General features: G+C 42.3%; 26 protein-coding genes. 7 read left to right on the forward strand and 19 right to left on the reverse strand.

Features of this window, described 5'->3' with window-relative positions; all coding sequences use genetic code 11:
* Nucleotides 1-199: 199 nt before the first annotated feature.
* From CDG76_RS23425 to CDG76_RS23450, 6 genes are all read right to left on the reverse strand, one after another.
* The gene (locus CDG76_RS23425) at nucleotides 200-1,315 is read right to left on the reverse strand and encodes an LptF/LptG family permease (protein WP_094351302.1); all 1,116 of its coding nucleotides are present in this window, start codon (nucleotides 1,313-1,315) and stop codon (nucleotides 200-202) included.
* A 227-nt stretch (nucleotides 1,316-1,542) separates the two neighbouring features.
* Nucleotides 1,543-2,271 (reverse strand): LPS export ABC transporter ATP-binding protein, encoded by a 729-nt coding sequence (gene lptB / locus CDG76_RS23430; RefSeq protein WP_094351303.1) that lies wholly within the window; start codon nucleotides 2,269-2,271, stop codon nucleotides 1,543-1,545.
* 30 nt (nucleotides 2,272-2,301) lie between these two features.
* Nucleotides 2,302-2,799: an LptA/OstA family protein gene (locus CDG76_RS23435; RefSeq protein WP_094351304.1), complete on the reverse strand. Its 498-nt coding sequence runs from the start codon at nucleotides 2,797-2,799 to the stop codon at nucleotides 2,302-2,304.
* Nucleotides 2,800-3,745: 946 nt separating this feature from the next.
* Nucleotides 3,746-4,138 carry a DUF309 domain-containing protein gene (locus tag CDG76_RS23440; RefSeq protein WP_094351305.1) on the reverse strand — a complete coding sequence of 131 codons (393 nt, stop codon included), beginning with the start codon at nucleotides 4,136-4,138 and terminating at the stop codon, nucleotides 3,746-3,748.
* Entirely contained in the window at nucleotides 4,135-4,500 is a 366-nt protein-coding gene (locus tag CDG76_RS23445; protein ID WP_094351306.1) for a ferredoxin thioredoxin reductase catalytic beta subunit, read from the reverse strand. Before CDG76_RS23445 ends, CDG76_RS23440 begins: the two co-directional genes overlap by 4 nt.
* 206 nt (nucleotides 4,501-4,706) lie before the next feature.
* Entirely contained in the window at nucleotides 4,707-5,867 is a 1,161-nt protein-coding gene (locus CDG76_RS23450; protein ID WP_094351307.1) for a DUF58 domain-containing protein, read from the reverse strand.
* A gap of 103 nt (nucleotides 5,868-5,970) precedes the next feature.
* On the opposite strand from CDG76_RS23450, the gene CDG76_RS23455 reads away from it, so the two are divergent.
* A complete protein-coding gene (locus CDG76_RS23455) occupies nucleotides 5,971-6,282 on the forward strand; it encodes a DUF433 domain-containing protein (protein WP_094351308.1) in 312 nt (103 codons plus the stop codon).
* On the forward strand, nucleotides 6,275-6,610 hold the full coding sequence (locus CDG76_RS23460; protein ID WP_094351309.1) for a DUF5615 family PIN-like protein: 336 nt from the start codon (nucleotides 6,275-6,277) through the stop codon (nucleotides 6,608-6,610). The genes CDG76_RS23455 and CDG76_RS23460 overlap by 8 nt, the downstream gene beginning before the upstream one ends.
* Nucleotides 6,611-6,796: 186 nt before the next feature.
* Here CDG76_RS23460 and CDG76_RS23465 read toward each other — a convergent pair whose 3' ends face one another.
* Entirely contained in the window at nucleotides 6,797-7,384 is a 588-nt protein-coding gene (locus CDG76_RS23465; RefSeq protein ID WP_094351310.1) for a Uma2 family endonuclease, read from the reverse strand.
* A 123-nt stretch (nucleotides 7,385-7,507) separates the two neighbouring features.
* On the opposite strand from CDG76_RS23465, the gene CDG76_RS23470 reads away from it, so the two are divergent.
* Nucleotides 7,508-7,951 carry a DUF29 domain-containing protein gene (locus CDG76_RS23470; RefSeq protein ID WP_094351311.1) on the forward strand — a complete coding sequence of 148 codons (444 nt, stop codon included), beginning with the start codon at nucleotides 7,508-7,510 and terminating at the stop codon, nucleotides 7,949-7,951.
* A 303-nt stretch (nucleotides 7,952-8,254) separates the two neighbouring features.
* Here the strand turns inward: CDG76_RS23470 and CDG76_RS23475 are convergent, their stop codons facing one another.
* The 3 genes from CDG76_RS23475 to typA all read right to left on the reverse strand — a co-directional run bounded on the left by CDG76_RS23475 (nucleotide 8,255) and on the right by typA (nucleotide 11,903).
* Nucleotides 8,255-9,454, reverse strand: coding sequence for a caspase family protein (locus CDG76_RS23475; RefSeq protein ID WP_094351312.1), 1,200 nt, complete (start codon nucleotides 9,452-9,454; stop codon nucleotides 8,255-8,257).
* A gap of 10 nt (nucleotides 9,455-9,464) precedes the next feature.
* Nucleotides 9,465-9,839 carry a hypothetical protein gene (locus CDG76_RS23480; protein ID WP_094351313.1) on the reverse strand — a complete coding sequence of 125 codons (375 nt, stop codon included), beginning with the start codon at nucleotides 9,837-9,839 and terminating at the stop codon, nucleotides 9,465-9,467.
* Nucleotides 9,840-10,112: 273 nt separating this feature from the next.
* Entirely contained in the window at nucleotides 10,113-11,903 is a 1,791-nt protein-coding gene (gene typA, locus CDG76_RS23485; RefSeq protein WP_094351314.1) for a translational GTPase TypA, read from the reverse strand.
* A 612-nt stretch (nucleotides 11,904-12,515) separates the two neighbouring features.
* On the opposite strand from typA, the gene CDG76_RS23490 reads away from it, so the two are divergent.
* From CDG76_RS23490 to CDG76_RS23500, 4 genes are all read left to right on the forward strand, one after another.
* On the forward strand, nucleotides 12,516-13,886 hold the full coding sequence (locus tag CDG76_RS23490) for a serine/threonine-protein kinase (protein ID WP_094351315.1): 1,371 nt from the start codon (nucleotides 12,516-12,518) through the stop codon (nucleotides 13,884-13,886).
* 72 nt (nucleotides 13,887-13,958) lie between these two features.
* Nucleotides 13,959-15,422: an ABC transporter substrate-binding protein gene (locus CDG76_RS23495; protein WP_094351316.1), complete on the forward strand. Its 1,464-nt coding sequence runs from the start codon at nucleotides 13,959-13,961 to the stop codon at nucleotides 15,420-15,422.
* Nucleotides 15,423-15,516: 94 nt separating this feature from the next.
* Nucleotides 15,517-15,654, forward strand: a complete 138-nt coding sequence (locus tag CDG76_RS37605) for a hypothetical protein (protein WP_190240956.1) — start codon at nucleotides 15,517-15,519, stop codon at nucleotides 15,652-15,654.
* A 33-nt stretch (nucleotides 15,655-15,687) separates the two neighbouring features.
* The gene (locus tag CDG76_RS23500) at nucleotides 15,688-16,740 is read left to right on the forward strand and encodes a hemerythrin domain-containing protein (RefSeq protein ID WP_094351317.1); all 1,053 of its coding nucleotides are present in this window, start codon (nucleotides 15,688-15,690) and stop codon (nucleotides 16,738-16,740) included.
* 81 nt (nucleotides 16,741-16,821) lie between these two features.
* On the opposite strand, the gene CDG76_RS23505 is transcribed toward CDG76_RS23500, so the two are convergent.
* From CDG76_RS23505 to CDG76_RS23550, 9 genes are all read right to left on the reverse strand, one after another.
* Nucleotides 16,822-18,006 (reverse strand): M20 family metallopeptidase, encoded by a 1,185-nt coding sequence (locus tag CDG76_RS23505; protein WP_094351318.1) that lies wholly within the window; start codon nucleotides 18,004-18,006, stop codon nucleotides 16,822-16,824.
* A gap of 177 nt (nucleotides 18,007-18,183) precedes the next feature.
* Nucleotides 18,184-18,747 carry a pentapeptide repeat-containing protein gene (locus CDG76_RS23510; protein ID WP_094351319.1) on the reverse strand — a complete coding sequence of 188 codons (564 nt, stop codon included), beginning with the start codon at nucleotides 18,745-18,747 and terminating at the stop codon, nucleotides 18,184-18,186.
* 418 nt (nucleotides 18,748-19,165) lie between these two features.
* The gene (locus tag CDG76_RS23515) at nucleotides 19,166-19,483 is read right to left on the reverse strand and encodes a type II toxin-antitoxin system RelE/ParE family toxin (RefSeq protein WP_094351320.1); all 318 of its coding nucleotides are present in this window, start codon (nucleotides 19,481-19,483) and stop codon (nucleotides 19,166-19,168) included.
* The gene (locus CDG76_RS23520; RefSeq protein ID WP_094351321.1) at nucleotides 19,480-19,728 is read right to left on the reverse strand and encodes a prevent-host-death family protein; all 249 of its coding nucleotides are present in this window, start codon (nucleotides 19,726-19,728) and stop codon (nucleotides 19,480-19,482) included. Before CDG76_RS23520 ends, CDG76_RS23515 begins: the two co-directional genes overlap by 4 nt.
* Before the next feature lie 117 nt (nucleotides 19,729-19,845).
* The gene (locus CDG76_RS23525) at nucleotides 19,846-21,606 is read right to left on the reverse strand and encodes a serine/threonine protein kinase (RefSeq protein WP_190240957.1); all 1,761 of its coding nucleotides are present in this window, start codon (nucleotides 21,604-21,606) and stop codon (nucleotides 19,846-19,848) included.
* A gap of 256 nt (nucleotides 21,607-21,862) precedes the next feature.
* The gene (gene rpsU / locus CDG76_RS23530) at nucleotides 21,863-22,051 is read right to left on the reverse strand and encodes a 30S ribosomal protein S21 (RefSeq protein ID WP_012407716.1); all 189 of its coding nucleotides are present in this window, start codon (nucleotides 22,049-22,051) and stop codon (nucleotides 21,863-21,865) included.
* A gap of 116 nt (nucleotides 22,052-22,167) precedes the next feature.
* The gene (locus tag CDG76_RS23535; RefSeq protein WP_094351322.1) at nucleotides 22,168-22,500 is read right to left on the reverse strand and encodes an RNA recognition motif domain-containing protein; all 333 of its coding nucleotides are present in this window, start codon (nucleotides 22,498-22,500) and stop codon (nucleotides 22,168-22,170) included.
* A gap of 1,052 nt (nucleotides 22,501-23,552) precedes the next feature.
* Entirely contained in the window at nucleotides 23,553-25,232 is a 1,680-nt protein-coding gene (locus CDG76_RS23545) for a tetratricopeptide repeat protein (RefSeq protein ID WP_094351324.1), read from the reverse strand.
* 2 nt (nucleotides 25,233-25,234) lie between these two features.
* Complete coding sequence (locus tag CDG76_RS23550) at nucleotides 25,235-25,468, reverse strand: hypothetical protein (protein WP_094351325.1); 234 nt, start codon at nucleotides 25,466-25,468, stop codon at nucleotides 25,235-25,237.
* Nucleotides 25,469-25,837: the final 369 nt, after the last annotated feature.

Genomic DNA, 25,837 nt, shown 5'->3' on the forward strand with positions numbered 1-25,837 from the left:
GGGCAGGGAGCAGGGGGAGGAAAAGTCGTTGTGATTCCAAAAATTGGATAATTTATTTTTTGGAGTTCCCTAATAGACATCTGGTGAAAAAGAATGTAGAGATGTACCACTGCAATGTTTCTACAGGGGTTATGGATAACGCATATTTAATTTCACCAGATGTTTAATATTGTTTGTGTACTGCCGCATCCACCTCAATTTAGCGTCTGGCAACTCGCATCAATAAGAATAAACCTATTCCCAAAAAAAGAAAGTTGGGCAACCAAGCCCCCATAAAGGGAGAAAGGACACCTGCTTGTCCCATAGCCCCACTTATAAAGAAAATTAAGTAGTACGAAAATATAACTAGTACACTAATCCCAAAGCTTGTACCTCTCCCCGTCCGTTGCGGTATGCTTCCCATCGCTGCACCTACCAAGCCAAAAACTACGCATACAAAGGGCAAAGAGATTTTTTGTTGAATCCGCACTTCAAGTTTACGAATTTTTTGGCGATCGCCACCAAGATTTTCCACTTCTAGTTGCTGTAGTGCTTCAGAAATATTCATTTCACCATAATCCCGGCTTTTTTCTGCCAGACTTAATGGCGTGCGCGGTAGTTGCAGTTGTTGTTGTTCAAATTTGACGATATTGCGATAAGAGCGATCGGCAGCAACAAAATAGATTGTACCGTTGTAAAAATCCCAGACATTTTGAGAAGGATTCCACTGAGCAGATTCTGACACCACAATTTGATTCAGATTTTTTGTTGAGCGATCTATAATTGTCAACCCTTTCATCCGCTTACCATCAAATTGGTCGGCGTAAAACAAGCGTGTCAATATCCGATTCTTAGAGCCATCCGGCTGGACAACATCCTGGTATTCAGGATAGAAAATATTTTGTTGTTTAAAAGTGGGCTTGTCTGATTTCAGCGCTTTCTCTAAAGTCATCGCCGCTTGATAATTGGCTGCTGGTGCAATTTCTTCGTTAAACACAAATGTCATTCCTGTGACTACAAGACTTAACATCACAGCAGTTAGCACCATGCGATAGACACTGACGCCACAACCACGCAAAGCAATTAATTCGCTCTCGCTAGAAAGACGACTGTAGGTCATCAAAGTAGCCAGCAGCGTAGACATGGGGAAAGCTAAAACGATAAAATTGGGAAATTTTAACAAAAAAACTTGAATAGCAATGTCTATAGGTAGCCCAGATTCGACAATTTTTCTGACGAGATCGAATACAGCATCAATGGTGACGCCAATTGATGAAAAAGCTCCGACACCAAAGAAAAACGGCGCTAACAATTCGCTGGCAAGGTAGCGATCCATGATCGTAAAAGGCAGCAGCGAATAAAGACTATTAAAAGACGGGAGCTTCTTTGATATCATAAGCAACTTGAAAATTTAGATATTGGCAACCCTGGCAAAGCAAAGCATCTCTAGTGTATTTAAGATCAAAATTAAATACTTAATAGCTAAAAATAAACTAATAAATTCATGCTGAAGAATCAAAAATCAAAATATCCTTTGAAATTATTAACTAAATAATTGTTAATTTAGACTTGAAAATTATCCCCTAAATAATATTGTCGCACCAGGGGATTGCTGTAAAGTTCGTCAGCAGCACCAAAAGCGAGGATTTGTCCCTCACGCATGATGTAGGCGCGATCGGTGATAGCGAGGGTTTCGCGGACATTATGATCTGTAATTAATATTCCCATGCCGCGATCGCGCAGTTGTGCTACGATTTGCTGAATTTCTGAGACTGCGATCGGATCGACTCCCGCAAAAGGTTCATCCAAAAGCAAAAATTTGGGACCTTCTCGTCCAGCAGCTAAAGACCTTGCTAATTCCGTCCGTCGTCGCTCACCACCAGAAAGTTGAATTCCTTTACTTTTAGCTAATTTTTCCAACCGAAACTCCCGCAGTAAAGTTCTAAGTCGGATTGACCACTCCCATCGTGGCACATGAGTTTGCTCTAGCACTAACAGAATATTATCCTCTACCGAGAGTTGGCGAAAAACACTTGCTTCTTGTGCTAGATAACCAATACCCAGTCGTGCCCTTTGATGCATTGGCATTCCCGTCACATCTACATTACCCAGCCAAACTTTTCCTTGATTGGGTTTTTCTAAACCTGTGGCAATGTAAAAAGTCGTCGTTTTACCAGCCCCATTGGGGCCTAGTAAACCAACGATTTCGCCCTGAGCAACAGAAAGATTGACACGATTGACAATTACTCGCTTGCCGTAAGATTTGTGAATATTCTCTAAAACAATTTTCACGCTGGAAGCACCCTTTCTTGGTGGTAAATGCTAATTAGAAGGCTTCAAAGGTGGTGTTTGTGGGGCAGGTGTCGCAGTTTGTCCACTATTATTTGATTCCTCGATCATGTAGATGGACTCTACCTGACGGTTGGATTGGGGTAAAGCCACAAATCGCCCTTCATCAATTAAATAGGTTACTTTCTCCGCCCGAATACTGTTACCGCCCTGTTGCAAAATATAGACGTTACCACTGAAATCAATTCGGCGTTCTTTACTAAAATACTGTGCTTGGGCAGATGTTGCCTGAAGCTGGCGAGCCGGATACAACATTTGCACATTACCGCGAGCGGTAATTACTTGATTTTTAGCGTCATATTCTTGCACATCAGCGCGGATAGTCAGGGGGCGATTTGCCTGAGATGTTTGCGCAGTAGCGGTTTGCACTTGGGTAGGGAAAGCAAAAGCGCCCAAGAGTGCAGCTGGCAGCATTAAAGCTAATCCAAAGCGACGCATCTGGGATATGGGCAATTGATAGCAGGGCATCATAGCAATTGGGGATTTAGGATTTCAGCTTGCATTCTAATTATCGAAAATTTGGGTCTAAAACCCCGTCCGATAAGGACGGCTTTGTTTGGTACAATGGAGTTTGTGGAAGGGTAATTAACCACTTTAAAAACCCAATTGCTGCCTAATGCGCAGACGCTGCACCTTGACTAGTAAATCTTGCTGGTTCTACTTCGTAGTTCTAGTATCACCTGGAAGTAGGTAAAAGATTTACAGGTACTAGACGAACAGCATTAAGCTTCAAACAAATTTTGCACTATGAGCAACTATGGTCGGGCAGACCAAAAGTTAACGCTTGGGGAGAGAACCACCTATGGTCTAGATACCGCAAGGAGTCTAGACTAAGTGGACTCGCCGAACCAAGAATCCTCGTACCAATAGGCGCGAGGAGTGTCAACTCAAGTACTTTATCCAGATATGAAATATACAATCTAGAGTGATTTCCGATAACTACTGGCTGAAATAGTGACGCTACCCCCAACCTCAAGGTTTCAGGAAATTGATATCTAAGTGAAAATAACGTAGGCACGGCGGGGAGCAATGCGATTTTGTGAGCAGGGGGAGCAGGGGATGCAGGGGAGGCAGGGGAAGAGAAAGAAATAAGTGTATTTAGAGCTATAACGGTCATAAAAAATACTAAAGTTTTCTCTTCGCTCCCCCTGCTCCCCCTGCCTCCCCTGCTCTTTTCACGAGGATCTCACTTTTTCGCGTTGCTCCCGGCACGGCGTTGCTGAATTGAAGTATGAATCTGGATGTAGAGACGTAGCACTACTTCGTCTCTACAAGGATTTTGGTATTATGCAAAATCATTTTCATACATGGAATCAGCAACGCCATAGGCACAATAGCCTGCCTTAAGCCGTTTTGCATCTACATGAATTGTGCTTACCGAGGATTTCGGGCAACGCATAATTAATTTACCAGATGTCTAATCAGTAGACAGCACAATTTTAGGCAAAGATAAAACTTGATTTTCACCCAAATCACCAGTTGTAATCTTATCTGGCCCTATTTGTTGTAAATTCGTCAACAAAGCTGCGCTCTGACTCAATAGCTCATCTACGTCAACGCCGCCGTAACTAGATGGGTAACGGCGTAGGCGATTGCCGCCTTCTCCCAATAAAATTACGGCACCTCGCCAGTTCCGATTTTCCAAATGATATAGTGCCACAGCAATTTGCAGAATGCCTTGATAAAAGCTTTTTTCTGGTTCGCTAGCTTCAATCCACAAAGCCTCTAAAGTGTCATGACAAGCGTAGAACTGTCCAGAATTGAACTGTTCTACGCCTTGCCAAAACTCTTGGGGGATGATTTCGCTCATCCCATGCTGTCTCGTACTTCTTTGATTGTTTCCAGAGAGATTTCTTGTTTGTCTCCAGCAAACTCGTTGTCAGGGGTGAGAAATAACATGCAATGGCACTCTTTGCGTTCTCTCATTGGTACACAAGGACAGTTCCAATATGTGGCGTGAATCTCAGCTTCTTTATCTTCGTAATGGCGACAAGGACATAAAGGCGCACCTAGATCGTCTTTATGTTTGGCTAGTCCTTCAATCACGACTGCGGTGACAGAAGGTTCAGAACAGAAGTATGTTCCAGTACGCTTGGCGTATTGTTCGGAAAAATGCCGCATTGCCTCTAGGCTTTTATCGCTGGATTTTGTGTTATGTTCTGATGTGATCATGTCGCTCATAATTTAAATATTTCTTTGCATTGTACCTCAGCCTCACTAAGGGATTACTGGGTGTATTTCCCCAACCTGACCTGCTCAAATTGTCTTACCTTTGCTCAAAGGCTGATATATCCGGTGTCCTGGGATCGGAGAAAATCTCAGAAATCGCAGAAGCTGAACTTGTCAGCAGTCTTTGAAATTATAAAATTTGAATTGATTTATGAATGTAATGTTTTTTGTAGTTGGGGTTGCAGTGGGCGATCGCTTTGCAAAACTATACCAAGATGTTCCCAATTAATTACCTCTGGTTCTGCTGCTGAGGAGATATTTGGCCACAAAACCCAGCGACTGCCTTGAGGAAGAGTAGCAAGGCTCAGAGGATTCTGAGTCAGCCAAATCAAGGGATAGCTTTTAGGAACTACTGAACTGGCATCTTCTAAGGCTGCGGTTGCTGCTAAGGTTTCTAGAACAAAGCGATCGCCTTTAATTAAATTTGTTGATGCTGTCCAGAGTTGCACCTCTAATTGCTGTTGCTGTGCATAAAAGTACAGCGATGCTGCGGCAATTACTGCTTGTTCAAAGTTTTCTTCTTCCCACGTGCTAGCACTGTCAAGGGCAATAACTATTTCTTGTCCACCTGTTACCATTTCTAACTCCCGCACCCTTAATTCCCCATAGCGGGCACTAGTCCGCCAGTGAATCAGACGAGTAGGATCTCCTACACGATAAGGACGGAGCGATCGCACCAACCCTGTTGTCGCTGTCTGCAATGGTCTACCACGAGGATCGCCTCTTTTGCTCTCTTCTTGCCCCATTTCATCTACCAAAGGGCAGGTAGCCAGAGGTAACACTGTAGGATAAACGATCGCTGTGGCAGCACAATCACGCTGACGACGACACCAGAACAATCCCAAAGGCGCACCAGAACCAAGTTTGACTGTGTGCCAGCGATAAACACCGCGGCGCTGAGTCAGGTGGTAATATACCCAACGGTAACTACCTTGGCTAGGAATTGTTTCGATTGCCTTTTGTACTGGTTTTCCTAAAACGAAGGGCAGCATATCTTCAACTTGCAATAAGTTTACAGGCTGCTGTGTCTGATTGCAGATTTCTAATTCCACCGTTAGATCGTCCCCCGCTGACACTGGTTGCATGGGACGGCGGGAGATGGATAGACCTGTGAGCGATCGCGGCGGTAAGATGGCTGCTACACCCAAAAGGGCAAAACTAATGCCGCTAATGGCGTACAGCCAACCAGCCATCGTATTGATACCTGCACCAAAAAAACAAATCGCGGTTAATGCTAGCACCCAACCGCCATAAGCAGGGGCACTGGCACGGGTTTCTAACCAATTGGTGATGGGTTTGATGATTTTCATGTTTCTTTTTTAACCCAATACCACCCCAAATTCACAGTGTCTCAGGGGTTCGGCAAAAAAATCTGTATTATTAAAATATGGAATAGAGGTGGAAGATTGATTGATGCAGTTAGTCAGTCGGGAGCATATTGAAATCTCTTCTGATGTGCGGAGTGGGAAGCCCTGCATTGTCAATACTCGCATTGCTGTAGAAGATGTGGCAGTGATGCATTTAAAGCTAGGATATTCCTTAGTAGAGATTGCTGGGAAGTATGACCTGTCACTGGCATCTGTTTATGCAGCAATGGCTTATTACTTTGATCGCCGAGACGAGATTGATGGCCGTACAGCAGAAGAGAATGAGTTAGTTGAGGTACTGAAGCAAAATCATCCGTCGCGTCTTCAAGAGAAACTCAGACAGTTGAGGAATGAGTGAGCGAATTCGCTTTCATCTGGATGAAAATGTCGATCCTGCAATTGCCCTTGGCTTACGTCGTTATGGAATTGATGTCACAACAACCAATGATGTGGAATTACGCACCCAAACCGATGAAGTCCAGTTAGCGTTTATTCAAGAAACACATCGAGTACTGTTCACCCAAGATGCAGATTTTTTGATTATTGCAAGTTCTAGGCTTGATCATCCTGGTATTACCTACTGCAAGAAAGGAACTCGTTCAATTGGTGAAATCATTGAAACGTTGGTTTTGATGTATGAGGTGATGAAACCTGAAGAGATGTTGGGACGTGTCGAGTTTTTGTGAAATGAAAGTAGTACCAAGCATAGCGCAGATAAACTAGAGTGGATATTCGGCTGCTCAGTGACTTAGTGAGTTTAAGTATCCTGATTGGACAGCATTACACCCCAGTAATAACTTGAGGGATCAGTGTTTCTTATACAGGAAATTTACGCATATTTATCTCTCACATGAGAAGCTCTAGGAATAATGTCAATTTTTACGCTGTAAACAAGCAAAGACTTCATTAACAGAGAGCGTCAAATTTAAATCTTCTAACACTGGTAATATATCTTGTCCTGCTAACAAATCTGGTAAAGAATTAGGCTGATAAACTAAAATACAGCGTTCACTTGGATCAATCAACCATCCTAGCTGACTGCCATTTCTCAAACAGTGTAAGATATTGCCAGTTACTTTCGTTTGACTTTGAGCAGGCGAAAGAATTTCGAGGGCCCAAGGGGGTGCAAAATCAATCCCGTTGCTAATAATATCACCGCTCTCATCCAGTGGTATTTGATTGGTAGAGATCACAACCACATCAGGAACTACTGAACGATTGCCGCAGGTACAGCGTAATTCAGGAAAGGCTTCGTAGTTACTGCCCAACGCATCAATTACTGCAACTAAACGTTTTTGCAATAAGCTGTGTTTAGCCCCTCCCATAGGTTTCTGGATTGCCTCTCCGTTAATATATTCCCAAGCTGGTGACTCTTCAATGTATGGAAGTTTTAAGAACTTTTCTAAAGTCGTGCTTTCTGGAACTGTAATTTCTCCTTGCGTCAACCCAATATTTTTCATAATGTAGAGTCACTTAGGAATTGTATACACAACTTAACAATTTATCTGTATTTTGGTGGTTTGCATCTATAAATTTATAATTGTATATGATTAAATTATGGAATGTAGGTAGAAGGTAAAAATATGGCAATTACTACCAAGTTAAAGCAACTCTATGAAACCGATGAGAATTTATGGTTAGAAGAAACTATTGAATTATTAAAACAAAAACAGTTTAACCAACTTGATTTAGAAAACTTAATTGAGGAATTAATCAGTTTGGGGAAAAGAGATTTAGCTAAAGCCAAAGGTCTTTTAAGGCAAATTATTATTCATATATTATTACTCCAATATTGGCAGGTTGAATATGAGAGAAACCATCGTCATTGGATTGGAGAAATTCAAACCTTTAGATATGATTTAAATAATCATTTAACGACGAATTTAATAAACAAGTTACAGGATGATTTAGAGAATATTTATCAAAGTGCGGTTGATTTTGTGAAAATTAAAACCGATTTAACTATTTTTTTAGAAAAGTGTCCTTACACTCTTGTTCAATTATTAGATGAAAATTATTTACCTTAAATATATCAGTCTTATCTAATTTTTGTGAATAGACGTGGAAGATTCATTGATTCAGTTAGAGTGGAAAAAACATGGTAGCAATAGTTGATATTGGAACCCTAATTGTGAGGACACCTCAAGTTGCTGGAGGTCGCCCTTTGCTGGTACGCGCATGACGGTTCAAAACGTTGTAATGGATTCTCAAGCAGGCTTATCTCCTCAAGATAAGGATTTGACTAAATGTACGGCAAGTGCCAAGACTTACATCTTTATCTAATCTGCTTATTTTAATGAAGTTTTCATGACTTAATTAACTGATAAAATCTAGGCTAAATTCTCCGAGTCTTTACAATTAGGACAAATAGAAACTTCAGTAAAAGAACCAAATGGAGTTCTTACACGTTTGCGAACTTCTCTCGATCCTTTGCAAGCTTGACATACCTGAGTGCCGACAAAGTGTGCCTCGATTTGTTGCTTAATCGGCAAAATATTATCGTCTTTTAACCCTAAAAGCTCTTGCAGCATATTCATTTCTTTACAGGCTTCCTCACTTAAAGGATATTCATGCTCTACTTCTGCAATTAAAGCTTCTCGATAGGTTTGTAAATTATCTAATCGCTCCTGATAAGGGCGTAATACCTCAGTTTCAATTTCAGCAGCTTCTTCAGAGGTCAAGCCTAACTGCTGCCTTAGTGTATTCAGAACAGCGCGACCAGATGGACGAATCGTTCCGGCATTTGCATAACGTGAAGCGGCTTTCCGATATTTCAGCTTAGGATCAGTAACTCTTGCTTTGGAGAGAAAAATTTCAAACCCCTTATCTTTAAGAACAATAATCTTCGGGGTCATATTGGGGGCAGTTTCCTGCACCTTGCTGACAGCATACTCATGCAATTCCAGTACCGAAACAAAGCCATCCTCATCGCGATCGCCTGCTCCTGTTTCAATCCCCTCGACTAGATATCTGGTGTAAATCGATAAGTCTGATTGCTGCTGCTCAAAGGAATACTGAGTTGAACTAGAGGAAGTGAGTACCACTCGCCCTTCAGATCCAAGTTGTGTTTGCAAGTCAACTAATCCATCATCTTTGGCTTGTAAGGCAGGATCGAACGCTCCACTAAAGCAACAGTCTAAGATAATCACCTGCCGTTTAGCACGGCTATTGTTCATAATTTCTTGAACAAAGTTGGCAGGTACAGCTGTTGACCGAATCAACTCCCCTTTGGAATTCTTGCGAGTTATCGGAGTTGCAAAATACAGCTTGCCACCATCATCTTTGATGCCATGTCCAGAGAAAAATAGCAACACAAGATCGTCTTTGGCTCGACCAGAAAACAAGGTTTCAATCTCAGATTCCATTGTTTGTCGGTCAGGATTAGGAAGCGCTTTCACGTCATCAAATCCGCCCATTTCCGAATCTTTCAAAACCCGTTGCAACGCCTCAATATCTTTGACAGCCGCAGGTAAAGGATTTAGTCCTGGCTCATACTCACTGACTCCAATCAGCAATGCTACCTTTGCCATCTTTTCCTGTCTATGCTGCAATAAAATCTTGGGCTGCTTTGATGGCGGCTTCCAGTTCTTCCCGACTGTGGGCTTTCACCGTCAGCTTCTTGCCGTTGGCTTCCACCGACAATTCAATAGGTTTACCACCAAGGCGATCGCCCAGAAATCCCACTAACTTTTTCGCATTGGCTGCATTGACCTCAGCCATTAACAAACCCACTAGAAAACCGCCTAATGCTTTGTTGCCTTCTGGTGGGCTGGGATCAAGAACACGACCAACTGCATCTACCTCGTCAATTTGCTTGAGTTCAGTAATTAGTCGTTGAACCTGTTCGTCCTTTTCTTCCGCGTCCAAGTCAGGGTCGTTGAAGGCGATCGTAAATTTAATGCTATTTGCTGTCATGCTGTACTAATAAAAGTTTAGTTAGTTTTTTTTATAAAGACTGACAATTATATTTATTTATACCAGTAAAAACCTTATTCTCTAATGAACATAACGAACATTTGTATAAAGCTTCATAGAAAAAAAATTTGTCTTTTTGGATATAAGTACGACAAACAACACTAGAGAGTTTCGAGGAGTTGAGCAGCCTAAAAAAGGTATGGACAGGTGTAACCAACAAAATAAAAAGCCCACTGATGTGGGCTTTCTAAATCAATTAAGTTATTGCTTTACTTACCGTTTCGCCAACTTCTTCGACATTTTCCGCAGACGAATCGATTGGGGTGTAACTTCCACCAATTCATCGGGGCCGATGTATTCCAAAGCACGCTCTAGGCTCATGTCTATTGGTGCTTGCAACTGAACCAATTCATCGCCACCAGCAGCCCGGTGGTTAGTTAACTGCTTGGTCTTACAGATATTTAGTTCCAAATCTTGGGAACGATTGTGTTCTCCCACAATCATGCCTCTGTAAACCTTTGTGCCGGGAGTAATAAAGAATGCTCCTCTATCTTCGGCGTTTCTCATGGCGTAGAAAGTAGAAACACCCTCTTCAAAGGAGATTAAAACACCTTTGTTACGAGCTTCAATGTCGCCACTGATTTGACGGTAATCTAAGAAGCTGTGGTTCATGATGCCTTCGCCACGAGTCATCCGCATGAACTCACCCCGGAAACCAATCAAACCACGGGCGGGAATGACAAACTCTAACTGGGTGCGATCGCCACTACCAGGTTGCATATCTTGCATTTCGCCTTTGCGTTGTCCCAGGCGTTCAATACAGCTACCTACACCATCAGCAGGAATGTCTAATACCAAAAGTTCAAAAGGTTCGCAAGGTTGACCGTTGATTTCGCGGTAAATTACCTGTGGCTGAGATACCTGAAACTCGAAGCCTTCCCGGCGCATGGTTTCAATTAAGATACCCAGGTGGAGTTCTCCACGACCGGAAACGAGGAATTTATCGGGAGAATCGGTTTCTTCGACACGTAAAGCAACGTTGGTTTCGAGTTCGCGGAATAGGCGATCGCGTATTTGTCTTGATGTTACCAACTTGCCTTCTTGACCAGCAAAGGGCGAATCATTCACCCAGAAGGCCATTTGCAAGGTTGGTTCATCCACTTTAATTAGTGGTAAAGCTTGCGGTTCATTGGGGTCAGTAATCGTTTCCCCAATATAAGCATCAGCGAAACCAGCCACCGCGACAATATAACCTGCGGTTGCTTCTTCCATGTCTACGCGCTTCAGTCCATCAAAGCCCATCAACTTGGTAATTTTACCCTTGACAATGGTACCATCTTCTGTTACCAAAGCCGCTTGCTGTCCTGAGCGGATAGTACCGTTGTGAATTCTGCCAATCACAATCCGTCCCAGATATTCAGAATAATCTAGGGTTGTGACTTGCAATTGCAGAGGCTTAGTGCTGTCGCCTACTGGTGGTGGAACGTGTTGCAGAATCGCGTTAAACAGGGGTTGCATATCTACCGATTCTGCTTCCAAGCTTTCTTTGGCGAAACCTGCCATACCGGAGGCAAACAGATAGGTAAAATCACACTGGTCTTCATCTGCCCCTAATTCCAAGAACAGATCCAATACTTTATCAACAGCAACGTGGGGATCAGTTTGACCACGGTCGATTTTGTTGATGATAACAATGGGGCGTAGCCCTTTTTCTAAAGCTTTTTTCAGGACAAAGCGTGTTTGGGGCATGGGGCCTTCATTGGCATCAACAATCAGAAGACATCCGTCAACCATGCCGAGTACGCGTTCAACTTCGCCACCAAAGTCAGCGTGTCCAGGAGTATCAACAATATTAATTAGCGTTTCTTTGTAGCGAACTGCCGTATTTTTGGACAGGATAGTAATACCCCGTTCCCGTTCTAGGGCGTTGGAGTCCATAACGCAATCCGGAACGTCTTCGCCTTCGCGGAAAATGCCGGATTGTTTGAGGAGTGCGTCAACCAGGGTGGTTTTGCCGTGGTCAACGTGGGCGATAATGGCGACGTTGCGAATTGGGAGCGTCATAGAAGCTTTTGGTGAACTCTAGAGGGTGTTTATAAGATTTACATTTGAATGCTAGGCTGTTTTAACAGAATTGAGAACGATCGGCAAACTCTGTAAAGAACCTTTAATAATTCTAGCGTAATCGTCACAATTGCGGGGAGTTTTGTAAACCTCACAATGGATATGTGTGGTAATTACGGCATTGGTGGCATAAAAAAAGCGTCTGTGACAAACAGGTGTTATCTGAAGGGCAGTACTGCTTTTGAGAATTAGGGTTGATTCGCATAGAGGAATTTAGTCATTGAAATACTTTGGTGAAAAGTGCGATCTTTGTCCCAGAGAGATGAAGTTCCTGGCTGCTAAAAGTCAGCTTATTTCGTGTTTGGGATGGAAGAGAAGCGATCGCCAAGCCTGGTTTTTCTTGACTAGAATGGGGTGGGTATCTCTACAAAAATATTCAACTTACATAGAATTTTCACAATGTAGAGCTAGATAAATTGTTTAGCAGAGCAAGAAGCGATGTCTACGATGGGCTACACCTACGCCATTGTCTATGTAGAGACTTTACAATGTAATGCCTCTAGAGAATTTAAGGTATATTCTAAAAACTAATAAAATGACAGCGATAATTATATGGTCTGCTGCCTAAATCCTAATTGCGAGAATCCTCAAAATCCTGGCGGGGCAAATTTCTGCCTCAGTTGTGGCACAGAGTTGGTATCGCTATTGAGAAATCGTTACCGAATCATCGCACCATTAGGGAGAGGAGGGTTTGCACGCACATATATCGCAGAAGATATAGACAAGCTCAATGAACGATGTGTTGTTAAGCAGCTGGTTTTAAGTCAATTTTATGGCAGTCAGGGTAGTCAGGCACATAAAAAAGCGACTGAGTTGTTTGAACGAGAGGCCAAACGTCTCAAAGAACTAGGAGAACATCTCCAAATTCCCAATTTGTATGCATATTTTAAGGAAGCTGAATATCTGTATTTAGTGCAGCAGTTTATCGAAGGGCAAAATCTGTTGCAAGAATTAAAACAGCAGGGAGTTTTTGATGAAACCAAGATTCGAGATTTTTTAAAAGATTTATTATCTGTACTGGTAGACATACATCAACAACAAGTAATTCACCGCGATCTTAAGCCAGAAAATATTATTCGCCGTCAAAATGATGGAAAATTAGTACTAATTGATTTTGGGGTGGCAAAGCAAAAGACGGAACCTACAAACACCGCAGTGGGGACAATTATTGGTTCATTAGGTTATGCCCCAATTGAGCAAATGCAAGCAGGTAAAGTTTTTCCTTCCAGTGATATCTACAGTTTAGGAATAACTTGCTTTCATCTGCTGACTAATATCTCTCCTTCGAGTTTGTGGATGAAACAAGGCTATGGTTGGACTTCTAATTGGCGGCAGCATTTAACGCAACCCATAAGTCAAGAATTAGAGATGATTCTTAATAAGTCACTGCAAGAAAATCACGAACAGCGTTATCAATCTGCACAGGCTCTCTTACAAGATTTTAAGAAGTTGCCACCGCTAAGGTATACATCATCTCCTACAGTTATTCCACCTACTATGCGATCGAGATCGCAACCACAAAATCAACATCAATCAACTCGATATTTACCACAATTCTCTAACAGCAAATTATTGTCTGGAGCAATAATAGCTGGATCGGGTAGTTCATTTTTAGCGATCGCACTTATAAGTTTTCTCGGAACGACTTGGATTAGCTCTGGATTGTGGTTGCTCATTTTAGGAGGATTAGTCTTTATTCAATCTCGCCCACTTCTAGAAAAAGCTTATTTAATTCTTATTGCTATCATCGCAAATTTACTGGTTGTCTTTACTTTCAGAAATCTCCTAACCAATAATCTTCTCAAAGCTGGTTTAAATGGGCTGCTACTCGTAGGATTGCTAGTTATTTTGGCAGGTTTATTGACAGTTATTATTGTGGGTATCTCTGAAATAATCAACAAAGTGATTGCTAAATATCTTTAATTTTTTGTTTTTGCTCAATCGTCATAAATCTCTTTATTACAGATAAATTTTGTAAAATCTTGGTAATTATTCATGACAAATAAAAAAGAAAACTTGAGACTGCTTATTTCTCTTGGTATAGCTGGGGTAATGGTAGCAGCTATTTTATGGTTAATTAGCAAAGTCTCTTCTACTATCATAACAACATCATCAGACCCGACACAAACTTCATCTTCATTTACAAATAAGTCGTCATTAATGAATTTGGGTACAAGGATTTTGGTGAAAGTGCAAACATCCCCTGAAAAAACAGATGGAGTTAAAGCTTTTGCTGAGAAAGATTTCAGTACTGCCGTTAAAAAGTTTACTGATTCTCTGAAAAATAATCGCAATGACCCAGAAACTTTAATTTATTTAAACAATGCCAAAATAGCACGAGATAATTCAGAAGCTGTAAAAGTTGCGATCGTCGCACCAATTAGCTTTGATCCTAGTTTAGCAGAAGAGATTTTACGCGGTGTCGCTCAAGCTCAAAATGAAGTTAATAACCAAGGAGGAATTAATGGGAAAAAATTGCAAATTGTAATTGCAAGTGCTGATAATAGAGAAGATTCTGCACGGCTAGATAATGAATTAGCTCAAGATAAAAGTCTTGTAGCTGCCGTGGGTGTGAGGCGTAAGGCTGAAATATATAAAGAGAAAGGTTTGGTTTTAGTCTTACCCGTCGAGCTACCAAATCAAGCAGAAAATCCCGAAAAATTAGATAATAATACAATAAATAGTCAGTCTAATAGTTCCACAACTAACTACTTATTTCATGTAAATCCGTTATATGATAATTTAGTAGATACTCATTCTCGCTACATTGCTCGACAAGCAAGAAATGTTGCTATTTGTGGCGATGTTCGTAGTTCAAGAGATAATTCAAGCTCTTCATCAAATCAGATACTTGTAGAACAGTACACTCAAGCTATCAAAAAATATGGCAGCAACGTTATTAGTACGCCTTGTAATTTAGCTGATAAGAATTTTGACCCTAAAGCTTTTGTGGATAAAGCCATCGAAACAGAAAATGCAAGTGGCTTTTTACTAATCCCTTCAATTAGAAATATATATTTTGCCACCAAGGTAGCACAAGAGGTTAAAGGTAGAAAGCCGCTGTTTGCTTCTGAAACTATGTACAGTGCTACAACTTTACAAAATGGCAAGGATCTCGAAGGAATGGTATTACCTGTGTATTGGCATCGTGATGCTAATAAAGATAACCCATTTGCAAAAAATGCCTTTCAGCTTTGGAATGCTCAAGTAAATCAGAGAACGGCGGGAGCTTATGATGCACTCCAAGCAATTATTGCTGGCTTAAAAGAAGACACTACCCGCGAAGGATTACAAAGGGTATTGTCTAATCCCAATTTTTCAACATCTGGAGCAACCGGAATGATTCAGTTTTCGCCCTCTGGGGAACGTCAAGGAGAAGCAATGCTAGTCAAAATCGAGCGTTGTGAGTCTTGCTCTAGTGGGACTGGTTACGATTTTGCCCTCTTGAATAAGAAGTAGTTTTTTTGATGTTAATTTTCATTCTAAAGATATAGATTGCTTTCAAATAGGTAATCTCTTCAATTTTAATGTAATACTGAATTGCTTGATTTTGATGGCAATCAAAAATAGAAGCGATCGCTTTAATTTTTCTCTAAGTAAAAGTTTTGTTTCTCTACCCATAGTTGTGAGAGCGATCGCTCAAAAGAAAGATGGAATCTCCCTAAACTCTGTGTCAAGGTTATATCAGTAAGAATTATGAACACTTTGCCGACGGAGAACACAGATGGTAACGACTTTAGATGATACGAAACGCAATGCTATTGCCGTAAAACTTGCAAGTCTTAAAGCTCTCCAACAGTTGGTCATCGAAAATGAACAATCGCTTTTGACGCAAGGGCTTGATGCTGAAATTGCCGATCGCATCCGAAATTTCATAAATGACGATCAAAAAAACCTTGGTGTTTTAGAAACCGTAATTGGTCAGTATGGCATTCAAGCTGAACCCAAACAAAATGTTACACAATTCATTGAAAAAGCTCGTGAATTGTTCAAAGGTTCTGAGTTGAGCCTGTATGAAAAAGTATCTCAGCACGAATTGCTGAAACATCAATTAGTAATGAGTGGCTTGATAGTTCACAAAGCTGCTCAAAAAGTTGGCGCTGATGTGTTGCTAGCGATCGCACCTTTGAATACCATTAACTTTGAGAACCGCGCTCACCAAGAGCAACTCAAAGGTATTCTGGAAATTTTGGGTGTCCGTGAACTCACTGGACAAGATGCAGATCAAGGAATTTGGGCACGTGTTCAAGACGCTTTGGCCGCAGTCAGTGGTGTGGTAGGTAGTGCTGTCACCCAAAACAGCGACAAAAAGGATCTAAATATCCAAGATGTCATCCGCCTCGATCACAACAAGGTTAATACCCTGTTCACCGAACTACTACAAAGCGAAGATCCTCAGAAGATCCAAGAGTACTTCGGTCAAATTTACAAGGATTTAAGTGCCCACGCTGAAGCTGAAGAGGAAGTAGTCTACCCAAGAGTACGTCCTTTCTACGGTCAAGATAACACCCAAGAATTGTTTGATGAACAAGCTCATGCCAAGCAGGCGTTAGAAGAAATTAAGGCTCTTAGCCCATCTTCACCACAATTCAAAGAGAAAGTCAAAGAGCTATTGGCTGCTCTCGGCGATCATATTCGTCAAGAAGAAAGCACAATGTTTGCTGCCATTCGCAACAACTTGACTACTGAGCAAACCGAGCAGCTGGCTACTGAATTCAAAGCCGCTAAAACCCGAATTCAAGAGAAATTGGGCGTTGTTAGCGAATCGAATGTGTAGAATGCTTTCGAGCTTTTTATATCCGCTAAAAAAAGTTAGTTAAACAAAAACTCCCAGCGTTTATTTGCTGGGAGTTTTTGTTTACAAATTTTGCTGACAGTATTTATAAGCTGTGTATGCCATAGTTACAACCCCAGTGATAATTGCAGATTCATCAACTTCAAATTGGGGATGGTGTAATGGGTGGTTAATGATTCTTTCTTTGTAGCCGACACCCAAGCGAAACATAGAACCAGGGACATGTTCCAAATAAATAGAAAAATCTTCAGATCCAAGGGATGGTTCGGGTAAAACTTGAACGCGATCGCAACTCCAAGCTTCTTCTGCGGCTGATTGTAACAATTGCGTCAGGGCGTAATCATTTTGGACGCTGGGTACACCTTGGCGATAATTAACTTGATACTTTGCTCCGTAAGTATGGCAAACATTAGATACAATGTTTTCAATCCAGTTTGGGAGATGGGCACGGGTTTCAGGATGGAGCGATCGCACGGTTCCCAATAACTGCACTTTATCCGCAATTATATTCGGCGCTCTACCACCATTAATTTTCCCGATACTCAATACTACAGGGCGCAAAGGATTCTGCGTCCGGCTGATGGCTTGTTGCAGTGCAGTAATCACTTGGCAAGCAATCCAAATCGCATCAATCGCCTCATGGGGACGCGCCCCGTGTCCAGATTCTCCCATAATCAGAATCTCTAAATCATCAGCGGCGGCTGTCAATGCCCCGTAACGCACACCAATAGATCCTGCGGGTATAGAAGGGAAAACATGAACCCCTAATACAGCCGAGACATTTTCCATCGCTCCATCTTTCACCATCCAGCTTGCCCCTTGAGCAATTTCCTCGGCTGGCTGAAATAAAAACCGCACTTTCCCACCCAACTCCTCTGCCATTTGGGACAGCACCATCGCTGTTCCTAACCCCACAGTGGTATGGACATCGTGACCGCAAGCGTGCATAATCCCATCTGCACGAGAGGCATATTCCAAATTTGTGCCTTCTTGAATTGGCAAGGCATCCATATCAGTGCGAATTGCCAATAAAGGGCCATTTTGGCTAGTGCCTTGGAGTTCTCCAATGACACCCGTTTTGCCAACTCCCTCTTGTACGTGCAGTCCACTGGAAGACAAAACACCAGCTACAAAGGCTGCTGTTTGGTACTCTTGACCGCTGAGTTCTGGGTGAGAGTGGATGTGGCGGCGAATTTCAATTAAGCGGGGCGCTAGTTTTGCTGCTAAGTCTTTTATATGGGTAAGCATCGATTTAATAAATCTATAGGCTTTTTTCCCATGATAAAGAACTGTTAACAAACAAAATGCTTTTGCTATACAAGCAGAGTAGCAGGGGAAGCATGGGGAGCAGGGGAAGCAGAGGAAGAAAAACTAAAAACTATTGATTATTGCCCAGTCCCCAGTTCCCAGTCCCCAGTCCCCAATTTATTTTGAATAGCAGGTTGTGCCTAGAGTATTTTCGGGTTTGTACTCGTTACATTCTCTGGGATTTTGACGCTCTAACGACCAGCCATAAGGTTTGTCGGAGGTGACAACACCATTATTTAAAGTTGTTAATCGGTAGTTAGCACCCCGAAAATTAGTAAATTGCAATTTGGCATCTTTTAAGTTTGCTGCTTCTAAATTGGCACTGATGAAGCCAGCAAAAGACAGATCGGCATTTTCCAGGGACGCTGATTTTAAATTTGCTCCTGTTAAAGAAGCACCATTGAGATTCGCCGAATTCAGAATCGCACCTTCTAAATTTGCACCGGTGAGATCGGCATTCGTGAGATTAGCTTGAGATAATGTAGCGGCGCTCAAGTCAGCCCCTCGCAAATTTGCTCCAGTTAGATTCAGCTTACTTAGGTCAGCACCACTCAAATTACACCGAGGACAGGCACTTGTTGCCTTCAACTGATCCAAGTCTAGCTGATTTAACGCAAGAGCCTGCTCTGCAAACCCTAAACAAGCTAACAGGGAGACGGTGGCAACAATCTTAAGTTTCATATTTTTTACTGATATTTACAAAAATGACAAGTTACGAACATTACGTACTGTCATCCTTACATATACTGCTTCTCTAAGGAAGTACAGGGATGAAGCATTGATTAAGAAGCTGTAAAAATACCATAAATTCTAGTAGTAAGACTACTCAAACGGAAATATAGGCTATAGAATCAAATCGTAAGGAACTATACCGAACCAATTATAGACTACCAAATATGTGATCCCCCTAGCTCGATAAAAATACGACTAGGGGGATCTTGTTTTTAGGCACTTGATTGACAACAAAGGCAGAGGACAGGAGGGATTTATCCCAATATCAGCAATTCTCAATTTAGGAAAACTTCCCCAAAGTGCGATCGCCCCTTATCCGTCACCATCCAAAATGCTGCTGATATCTTGTGTTGCGTAGCGCGATCGCCTACTCTGCATCAGGTTCAATACGCGCTTGCCGACTGTGGCGAATATGAATAATAGCCACAACATCCTCCTCAACCACAAACAACACTCGATATTGTCTACGTTTGCCGACGAAGAGTTGACGAATTTCTCGCCCAATCCCTTGTGCTTCCGGTGCTATTGGGCATCGTTTGGGAAACAGTTGTAGGGAGGCAATCTCATCTTGCAGGTCGTAGTACCATTGATTAGCAGTTTCAGCATCAAAGTTGCCACACATCCAACGGTAAGTGTTTTCTATGTCTTGAAACGCGGTTGGCTGGATCAAAACCTGATAAGTCATGGGCGAGGGGGAATCTGGAGTTGATGACGCAGTTCTTCTAACGCTTGGGTGGCAGGAAGTCCTTCACCGCGATCAAATTCGGCTAATCCCTGCCGAAGACTGATGATGGTTTCCAGGGTGTCAAGTTCAAGATCAGCGGATTGAATAGGATGCGCTTTGAGGAATTGCAAAAATTGCAGCACTGGTAGCAAGAGTTCATCAGACGCGTTTGCTAGTTCGTGTAATAAGAGTTCGCGTATCGTCATGATGGCGATCGCCTTTTCTAGAATTTGTTCTCAGTATACCAATCGCACTTTTCCTCGAACAACGCGATCGCCTTTAAAGTTTCCCCAAAACGCGATCGCTTTTTTTGACTTTTAACTTCATCGCCATCCCAAAAGGCGCAATCCAGGGACAATTAGGTAATAACTCACTCCTAACCAGAAGCTGATAAAGAAGCCTACAGTGCCAAAAAAAGTCAGAGGCAAGTATAACTCTGACCAAGCTGGTTGACTGGAAAATTGGAAAATTGGAGGTGCTAACTTTAAAAGAATCAAAACTGCATAGGCGATCGCACTGCCAAAGGCCGCGAACACAGCGTACACTACATGATGGCTGCGAAATCTTAAACTCAAGGTGAGTAGGCAAACTGCCACTAAAATCACTGCCACTAAGCCCTCGCCGCTATCTTTTGGGGTGATTAATTGCAAAATTAACCAGCCGAAGCCATAGCTAATTATGCCCATCAGGGAAGCCACTAAAAACCGCCGCCGTTGACCAAAACACCCAGATACTGTCAGTCCCCATGCGGTTCCCCAGCCTGCGGCGACGAATACCAAAATATCTGCCCCGAAGACGGGTTGAGTATTTGGTACTAATTGATTTAGCTGACTTCCAATCAATTCCACAATCTGAGGCCCCAAGCTGGTACGATAGGCCAAAATAAAACCTGCGATCGCACCAAAATAAGCGCCGATAGTACTCAAGATCATCGCCCAAATCGTCGCCAAACAAGCTCGGAAAATTTTGAAGATTGTCTGAGCTATAAAAATAACGGTTTTGGTAACAGCTAGGCTAAAGTTAGCTAAAACTTGTTCAATAGCTTGTGTTATCAGTGTAAATCTCTGGGAAACATGCGTTGAGCCTTGCTTAATATTGTCTCGCAGTTGGGCAAATAACCCTGGTGGCGGTAATGGTTGAGAAATCTTCGCCAAACGTTTTTGAATTATAGCTGCATTTGCGGGACGCGATCGCACATCCTCCTGTACCATCTCATCCAGCAAATCTGCTAGTTGCGGGTTGACATTCACCACAGTTCGCCAGCGCAATTTACCCGTTTGCTGATCTTCCAACTCTAGCGGGTATTTGCCTGTTAGTAGTTCGATCACCGTTCGACCAAGAGCATAAAAATCGGCACTTGGCCCAACAATACCTCCAGTCACTTGTTCTGGCGGACTGTAGCCAGAAGAAAATAATCGTGTGGAACTAGACTTAGAACGCAGCTTAGAGGCGCTAAATTGTTTCGCTCCGCCAAAATCAATTAACACCAAGCGATCGCCCTCTGCTTGCCCTGGAGACGGGGTTACAGATGGCGAAGATGTACCCAGCATTAAATTAGAAGGTTTGATATCCCGGTGAAGAATCTGACGTTTGTGTAATTCTTGTAAAATCTGCACAGCTTGGGCAAACCAATTTAAAACCAAATTCTCTGGACACCCTTGGGGAAACTTTTTTAATATCTCCTCTAAAGTCCGCCCATTGATTTTTTCCATTACCAGACAAGGCAGTTGGTGCGGTTTGGGATTAAACAGTTGTACCTGAAAATACCCTTCGGCATCAACTCTGGGGACACCTGGATGGTGCAAATTAGATAAAACCGCCGCCTCTTGGGTAAATAATTCCAGTGCCTTGGGCGAATCTTCTACCAATACTTTTAATACTTTCTCTGTTTGAGTTGTTTCATCCCAAACTGTGTAGATTTGAGCAAATCCTCCCGATCCCAAGGGCTGAAGTGGAACATAGCGGTCTAACAACTCTAGCGGTGCGCCACAGCTGTTGCAAAATTTGTTTCCCCAAGGCTGAGGATAAGGACGTTGACAATCAGGATTTATGCAGTGAACCGCACTCTGAGTGATGTGGGACACAACCGCTACAATACAAAGGCTGACTTGATTTTAGCGTTTCTTTAGGTTTCCTGATTTTAAAATAGACAAAAGAAAAACCCTCATAGAATCTATGAGGGAATTTATTCATATTTACAGCGGATTTTCAGGAAGGTGAAGTACACAAGCTAAGTCTCAAAGCAAGGTATAAAGCCTGTTTGACTTCTGACTTCTGAATTCTGAATTCTGAATTCTGAATTCTGAATTCTGACTCCTGAATTCTGCTGTATCTCAGCCCTTAGTTACGAAAACTTCTCTTACTTTGTCTGTGCTTGGCAACTTCTTTGCGCTTGCGTTTTTCTAAGGGTGTTTCAAAATGACGATGCTTTCTCATGTCTGGGAAAATTCCCGCCTTGGAAACTTCTCGTTTAAATCGTCGTAAGGCTGATTCAATGTGTTCATTGTCACCTACAATTACTTGGGTCATTATTTCTCCTACTAAGTTGACTTCATCAATGGCTATGCAGGCGGTAACATTACAAAAAAAAGACAGACTCTTGTTTGTCTGACCTTAAGACTCTTGGTGAGTTTTTGTTTCCAAGGTTAGTATCGTCCGCCACCGCCACCGCCACCGCCGCGGTTGCCGTATCCTCCTCTGTTACCACCACCAAAGGAACCTCTATCACCTCTGTCTTCCTTGGGTTTAGCCTTATTCACTTTCAGGTCACGACCCATCCACTCAGCACCGTCAAGAGCTTCAATGGCAGCAGTTTCTTCGGCTTCAGTTCCCATTTCCACAAAAGCAAAGCCGCGCGGACGACCTGTTTCACGGTCAGTAGGTACTTGAACGCGCTTTACAGTACCATATTCTGCAAAAATACCACTTAAATCTTCTTGTGTAACATCATAAGAGAGGTTACCTACATAAATTGACATCGATTCTCTCCAAAATCATCACTGTGTAGAGATTTTAATTTCTCTCAGAAGTCTGTAAATACTAAAAGGAAAAAGCCTTTCAATACTAAAACCAAAGACATCACTGAATTAACTCTCATAAATCTAGGATGACATACGAGCCAACTCTTTGCACCCAGTAGATAGTTAACCAGTGATGCGATCGCACCTAAGCGATCGCCCGCCCCCACATACCCTAAGTACAATCCACCGCAAAAAGGGGTTGGAAATGGAATAAGATAAATTCTGTAGGGTGATATAGAAAATCAGACATACAGGGGCGCATCTTTAATATCCGAATTGAACGTTTGACTGCATTCACCATGAAGCATTACTTCAAAATTTTAATACGAAAGGCAGAGTCAGGCAACAAATATAAAACTATTGTGACTTGTACTCTTTTGGAAAACCCGCCATCAAACCAACTGCGATGCTTACAGAGGCAAGCATCGCGAGTCTTTTTTTTTGGCGCTAGCCTCTCCTTTCGGAAAAGGGAAATAAGTGGCGTAACATCATGTTCGGCTAAGGGATTTCCAAATAAAAAAATATCCAATTAACTCTTGTGGGGTGGGCGTCTCGCCATTGGTGTCAACTTAAGCCGAAAACTATTATTGGACAGGCGTTTTGCAAATGCCTCACGCCCTCATCCCCTAACCCCTTCTCCCAAGGGAGAAGGGGAATTGAATGTCTAGCTCCCCTCTCACTGATGGGAGAGGGGCTGGGGGTGAGGGCAAAACGTTGTCACCAAGCGGGTTTAGCGTTAAGTTGACACGTATGGCGTCTCGCCCGCGCCCAGTTTATATGGCGGGCAAGATGCCCACCCCACAATATTGGATAATTTATTTCTTGGAGTTCCCTAACGCTCTTCCATCAGTCTTGGGAAAAGCAATCGCTGCAAGGCTTACGAGACTTCGGTTTTCAGGTTTTAGCTAGATTTTTGAATTTATATTAGAAAATAAAGCCTCAAACCTTGATTGGGTGATAGTTTCAGTTTTCTGCTTCGATTATTGTTTGATGAGAGTGATGGAAGAGCGCTAATTAACCAAAGTTGCAATCTTAAGTTGCCGAACATCACCTTTCCAAGCTGTCTCCAATTCAGCTTTGACAAGTTGAGCGGCCTCGTCTTTGCCTAATGCCTGTAAACTTGCCTGCAAGCCAAATAGAGAACGTCCATTATGGGGATATTTTTTTAAATCGGCACGAAAGACTTTCTCAGCTTCTCTATAGTCACCCTTAGCCAAAAGCACAGCACCCAAAGATTCCCGCGTCGGAAAATACCAGTCTGGTGGTTCCACGTAATCGAGGGCATCTTCTGCTGCCACCGCTTTTTCTAGCAATAAAATGGCAGATTCATAATCACGCTTTTCTCTAGCAATTTTGGCGTCTAGAACTTTTGAGGCAATGTCTAAAATGCGACTGGCGGGACTGAATCCAATGGTTGCCGCGGTGGAAATTCCCTGTTTGGCAGCCAGTACTGCCCGACTTTCACTTGCTGCATCTTCAAGTTTACCTGTGGCTGCGCTTGCCATGCCGCGAGCAAAATGCCAAAGTGCTGAGGTAGTGGGCAATTTAGCTTCGGGAGCAAGAGTTTTTAAGATGGCATCCCAATCACTAAAGCGTGTCTGAATCAGCATTTTGCTGCCGAGAAATCCCTCTAGCATTGGTGCATACGGGTCAATAGCAGTAGCATTTGCGACTAACTTTTCTGCGGCTTGGAGAGCATCTTTATATTTTCCGGCCATACTGCTAGCCACCATGAAGAAATCTACATTGTGGTTGTAGTACATCATGGGGTAAGTACCCTGGACTTGATATTTTTTGATGTAAATATCATCTTGAGCGATCGCCTGCTGGTTTGCTTGCATTGCCCCTTCATAATCTCCCACACGAAAATAAATATGACTTGGCATGTGTACCAAGTGTCCCGCCGCTGGCGCTAGAGTTCCGAGTCGTTTAGCACTGACAAGGGCCCGTTCTGGAGAAGGTGAGGCTTCCACTGCATGGATATAGTAATGATTAGCTCCTGCATGATTCGGGTTACGTTTGAGAACTGATTCTAAAACAGCCACAATTTCTTCTGTATCTGGCTGTGGCTTACCATCTTTAGTCCAGTGCTGCCAAGGATGCAGATCCATCAGGCTTTCAGCGTAAAGTGTCGCCGCATCCAAATCATCAGGATAGCGGTTGACTAGGGTTGCCATTGCTTTGGCGTAGTCTACTGCTAGTTGATACAAATCAGCATCGGCATCTTGAGAGTAACGTTTTGCTAAGACGGTAATGTAGTCTCGTTCTTGGGTAGAAGCTTGGGTAGAAAGTGCCAAAGCTTGCTGTACTGCTTGGTAAGCAGCTAATTCTCGGTTGGGATCTATTGCCGAGTTAATGTTGGGGCCCAAGGCTAAAGCAACACCCCAATATGCGATCGCTAAATGCGGATCGAGTTTGGCAGCATATTGAAAAGAACGCACTGCCTCATCATGATTAAAAGCGTAAATTAAATTTAATCCCTGATCGAAAAACTCTTGGGCTTGGGGATTAGAAGTAGAAACTGGATGGTGGATTGTGCCAAGTCCAGATATTAAGTTGTATGGCTGTTTTACTTCAGTGTAGACGTGTTGGTGGAGGCTCTCGTCGAGAAGCGGTTTGTTGTCAGCCATCGCCGCACTAGGAGCGACTAAAGAGAATATAAGCACCCAAATTAGAAATAAGTACTTCATGATTATTTTTCTTCAAGCTCTTTTTTAATATTCAAATGCCACAGTTTTTCTAAAGAAGTAACTTGTCGGCGGAAAACAGCAGTCCGGTGTTTCTTATAGATATTAAACCCTACAAACACAATCATTGGAACCAAGATAGAATATCCAATGAAAATATTAACAGATGAATCTGTTGGCATCTTAGAATCTATATATTGCGAGTTGGGAGTTGGTTGAGTACTAGAATTTGATTGCATAAATATCTTTATAAATACTACAAGTAATAAGCTAGAAATAAACGTGGATAATTGTTCCTGCTGTCTTTGAGCAGAAATTAGTTACAACTTTTATTAGTTATTTCAAAGTCGCTGCTGAGACTTCTCTATGCCTTCTTGCACTAGCTAAACTATTCTTCAGTTAAAACCTGAACAATTATGTTGATTTCTGCTAAATTTTGTGACAAAATCTTTATTCTGCAAGCTACTGCTCCTAAAGTATTTACTAAGATTTAAACTATTCTTAGTGTCAGTTCTTTCTAATACAAGCTTTAAGTAGTCAGAGTTGCAGAAGCAATATACAGCGAATTGCAAGTTAATAAATGACTATTAAGAAAGATGTGACTAATA

The organism is Nostoc sp. 'Peltigera membranacea cyanobiont' 210A (assembly GCF_002246015.1).
In the GTDB taxonomy this organism is placed as follows: Bacteria; Cyanobacteriota; Cyanobacteriia; order Cyanobacteriales; family Nostocaceae; genus Nostoc.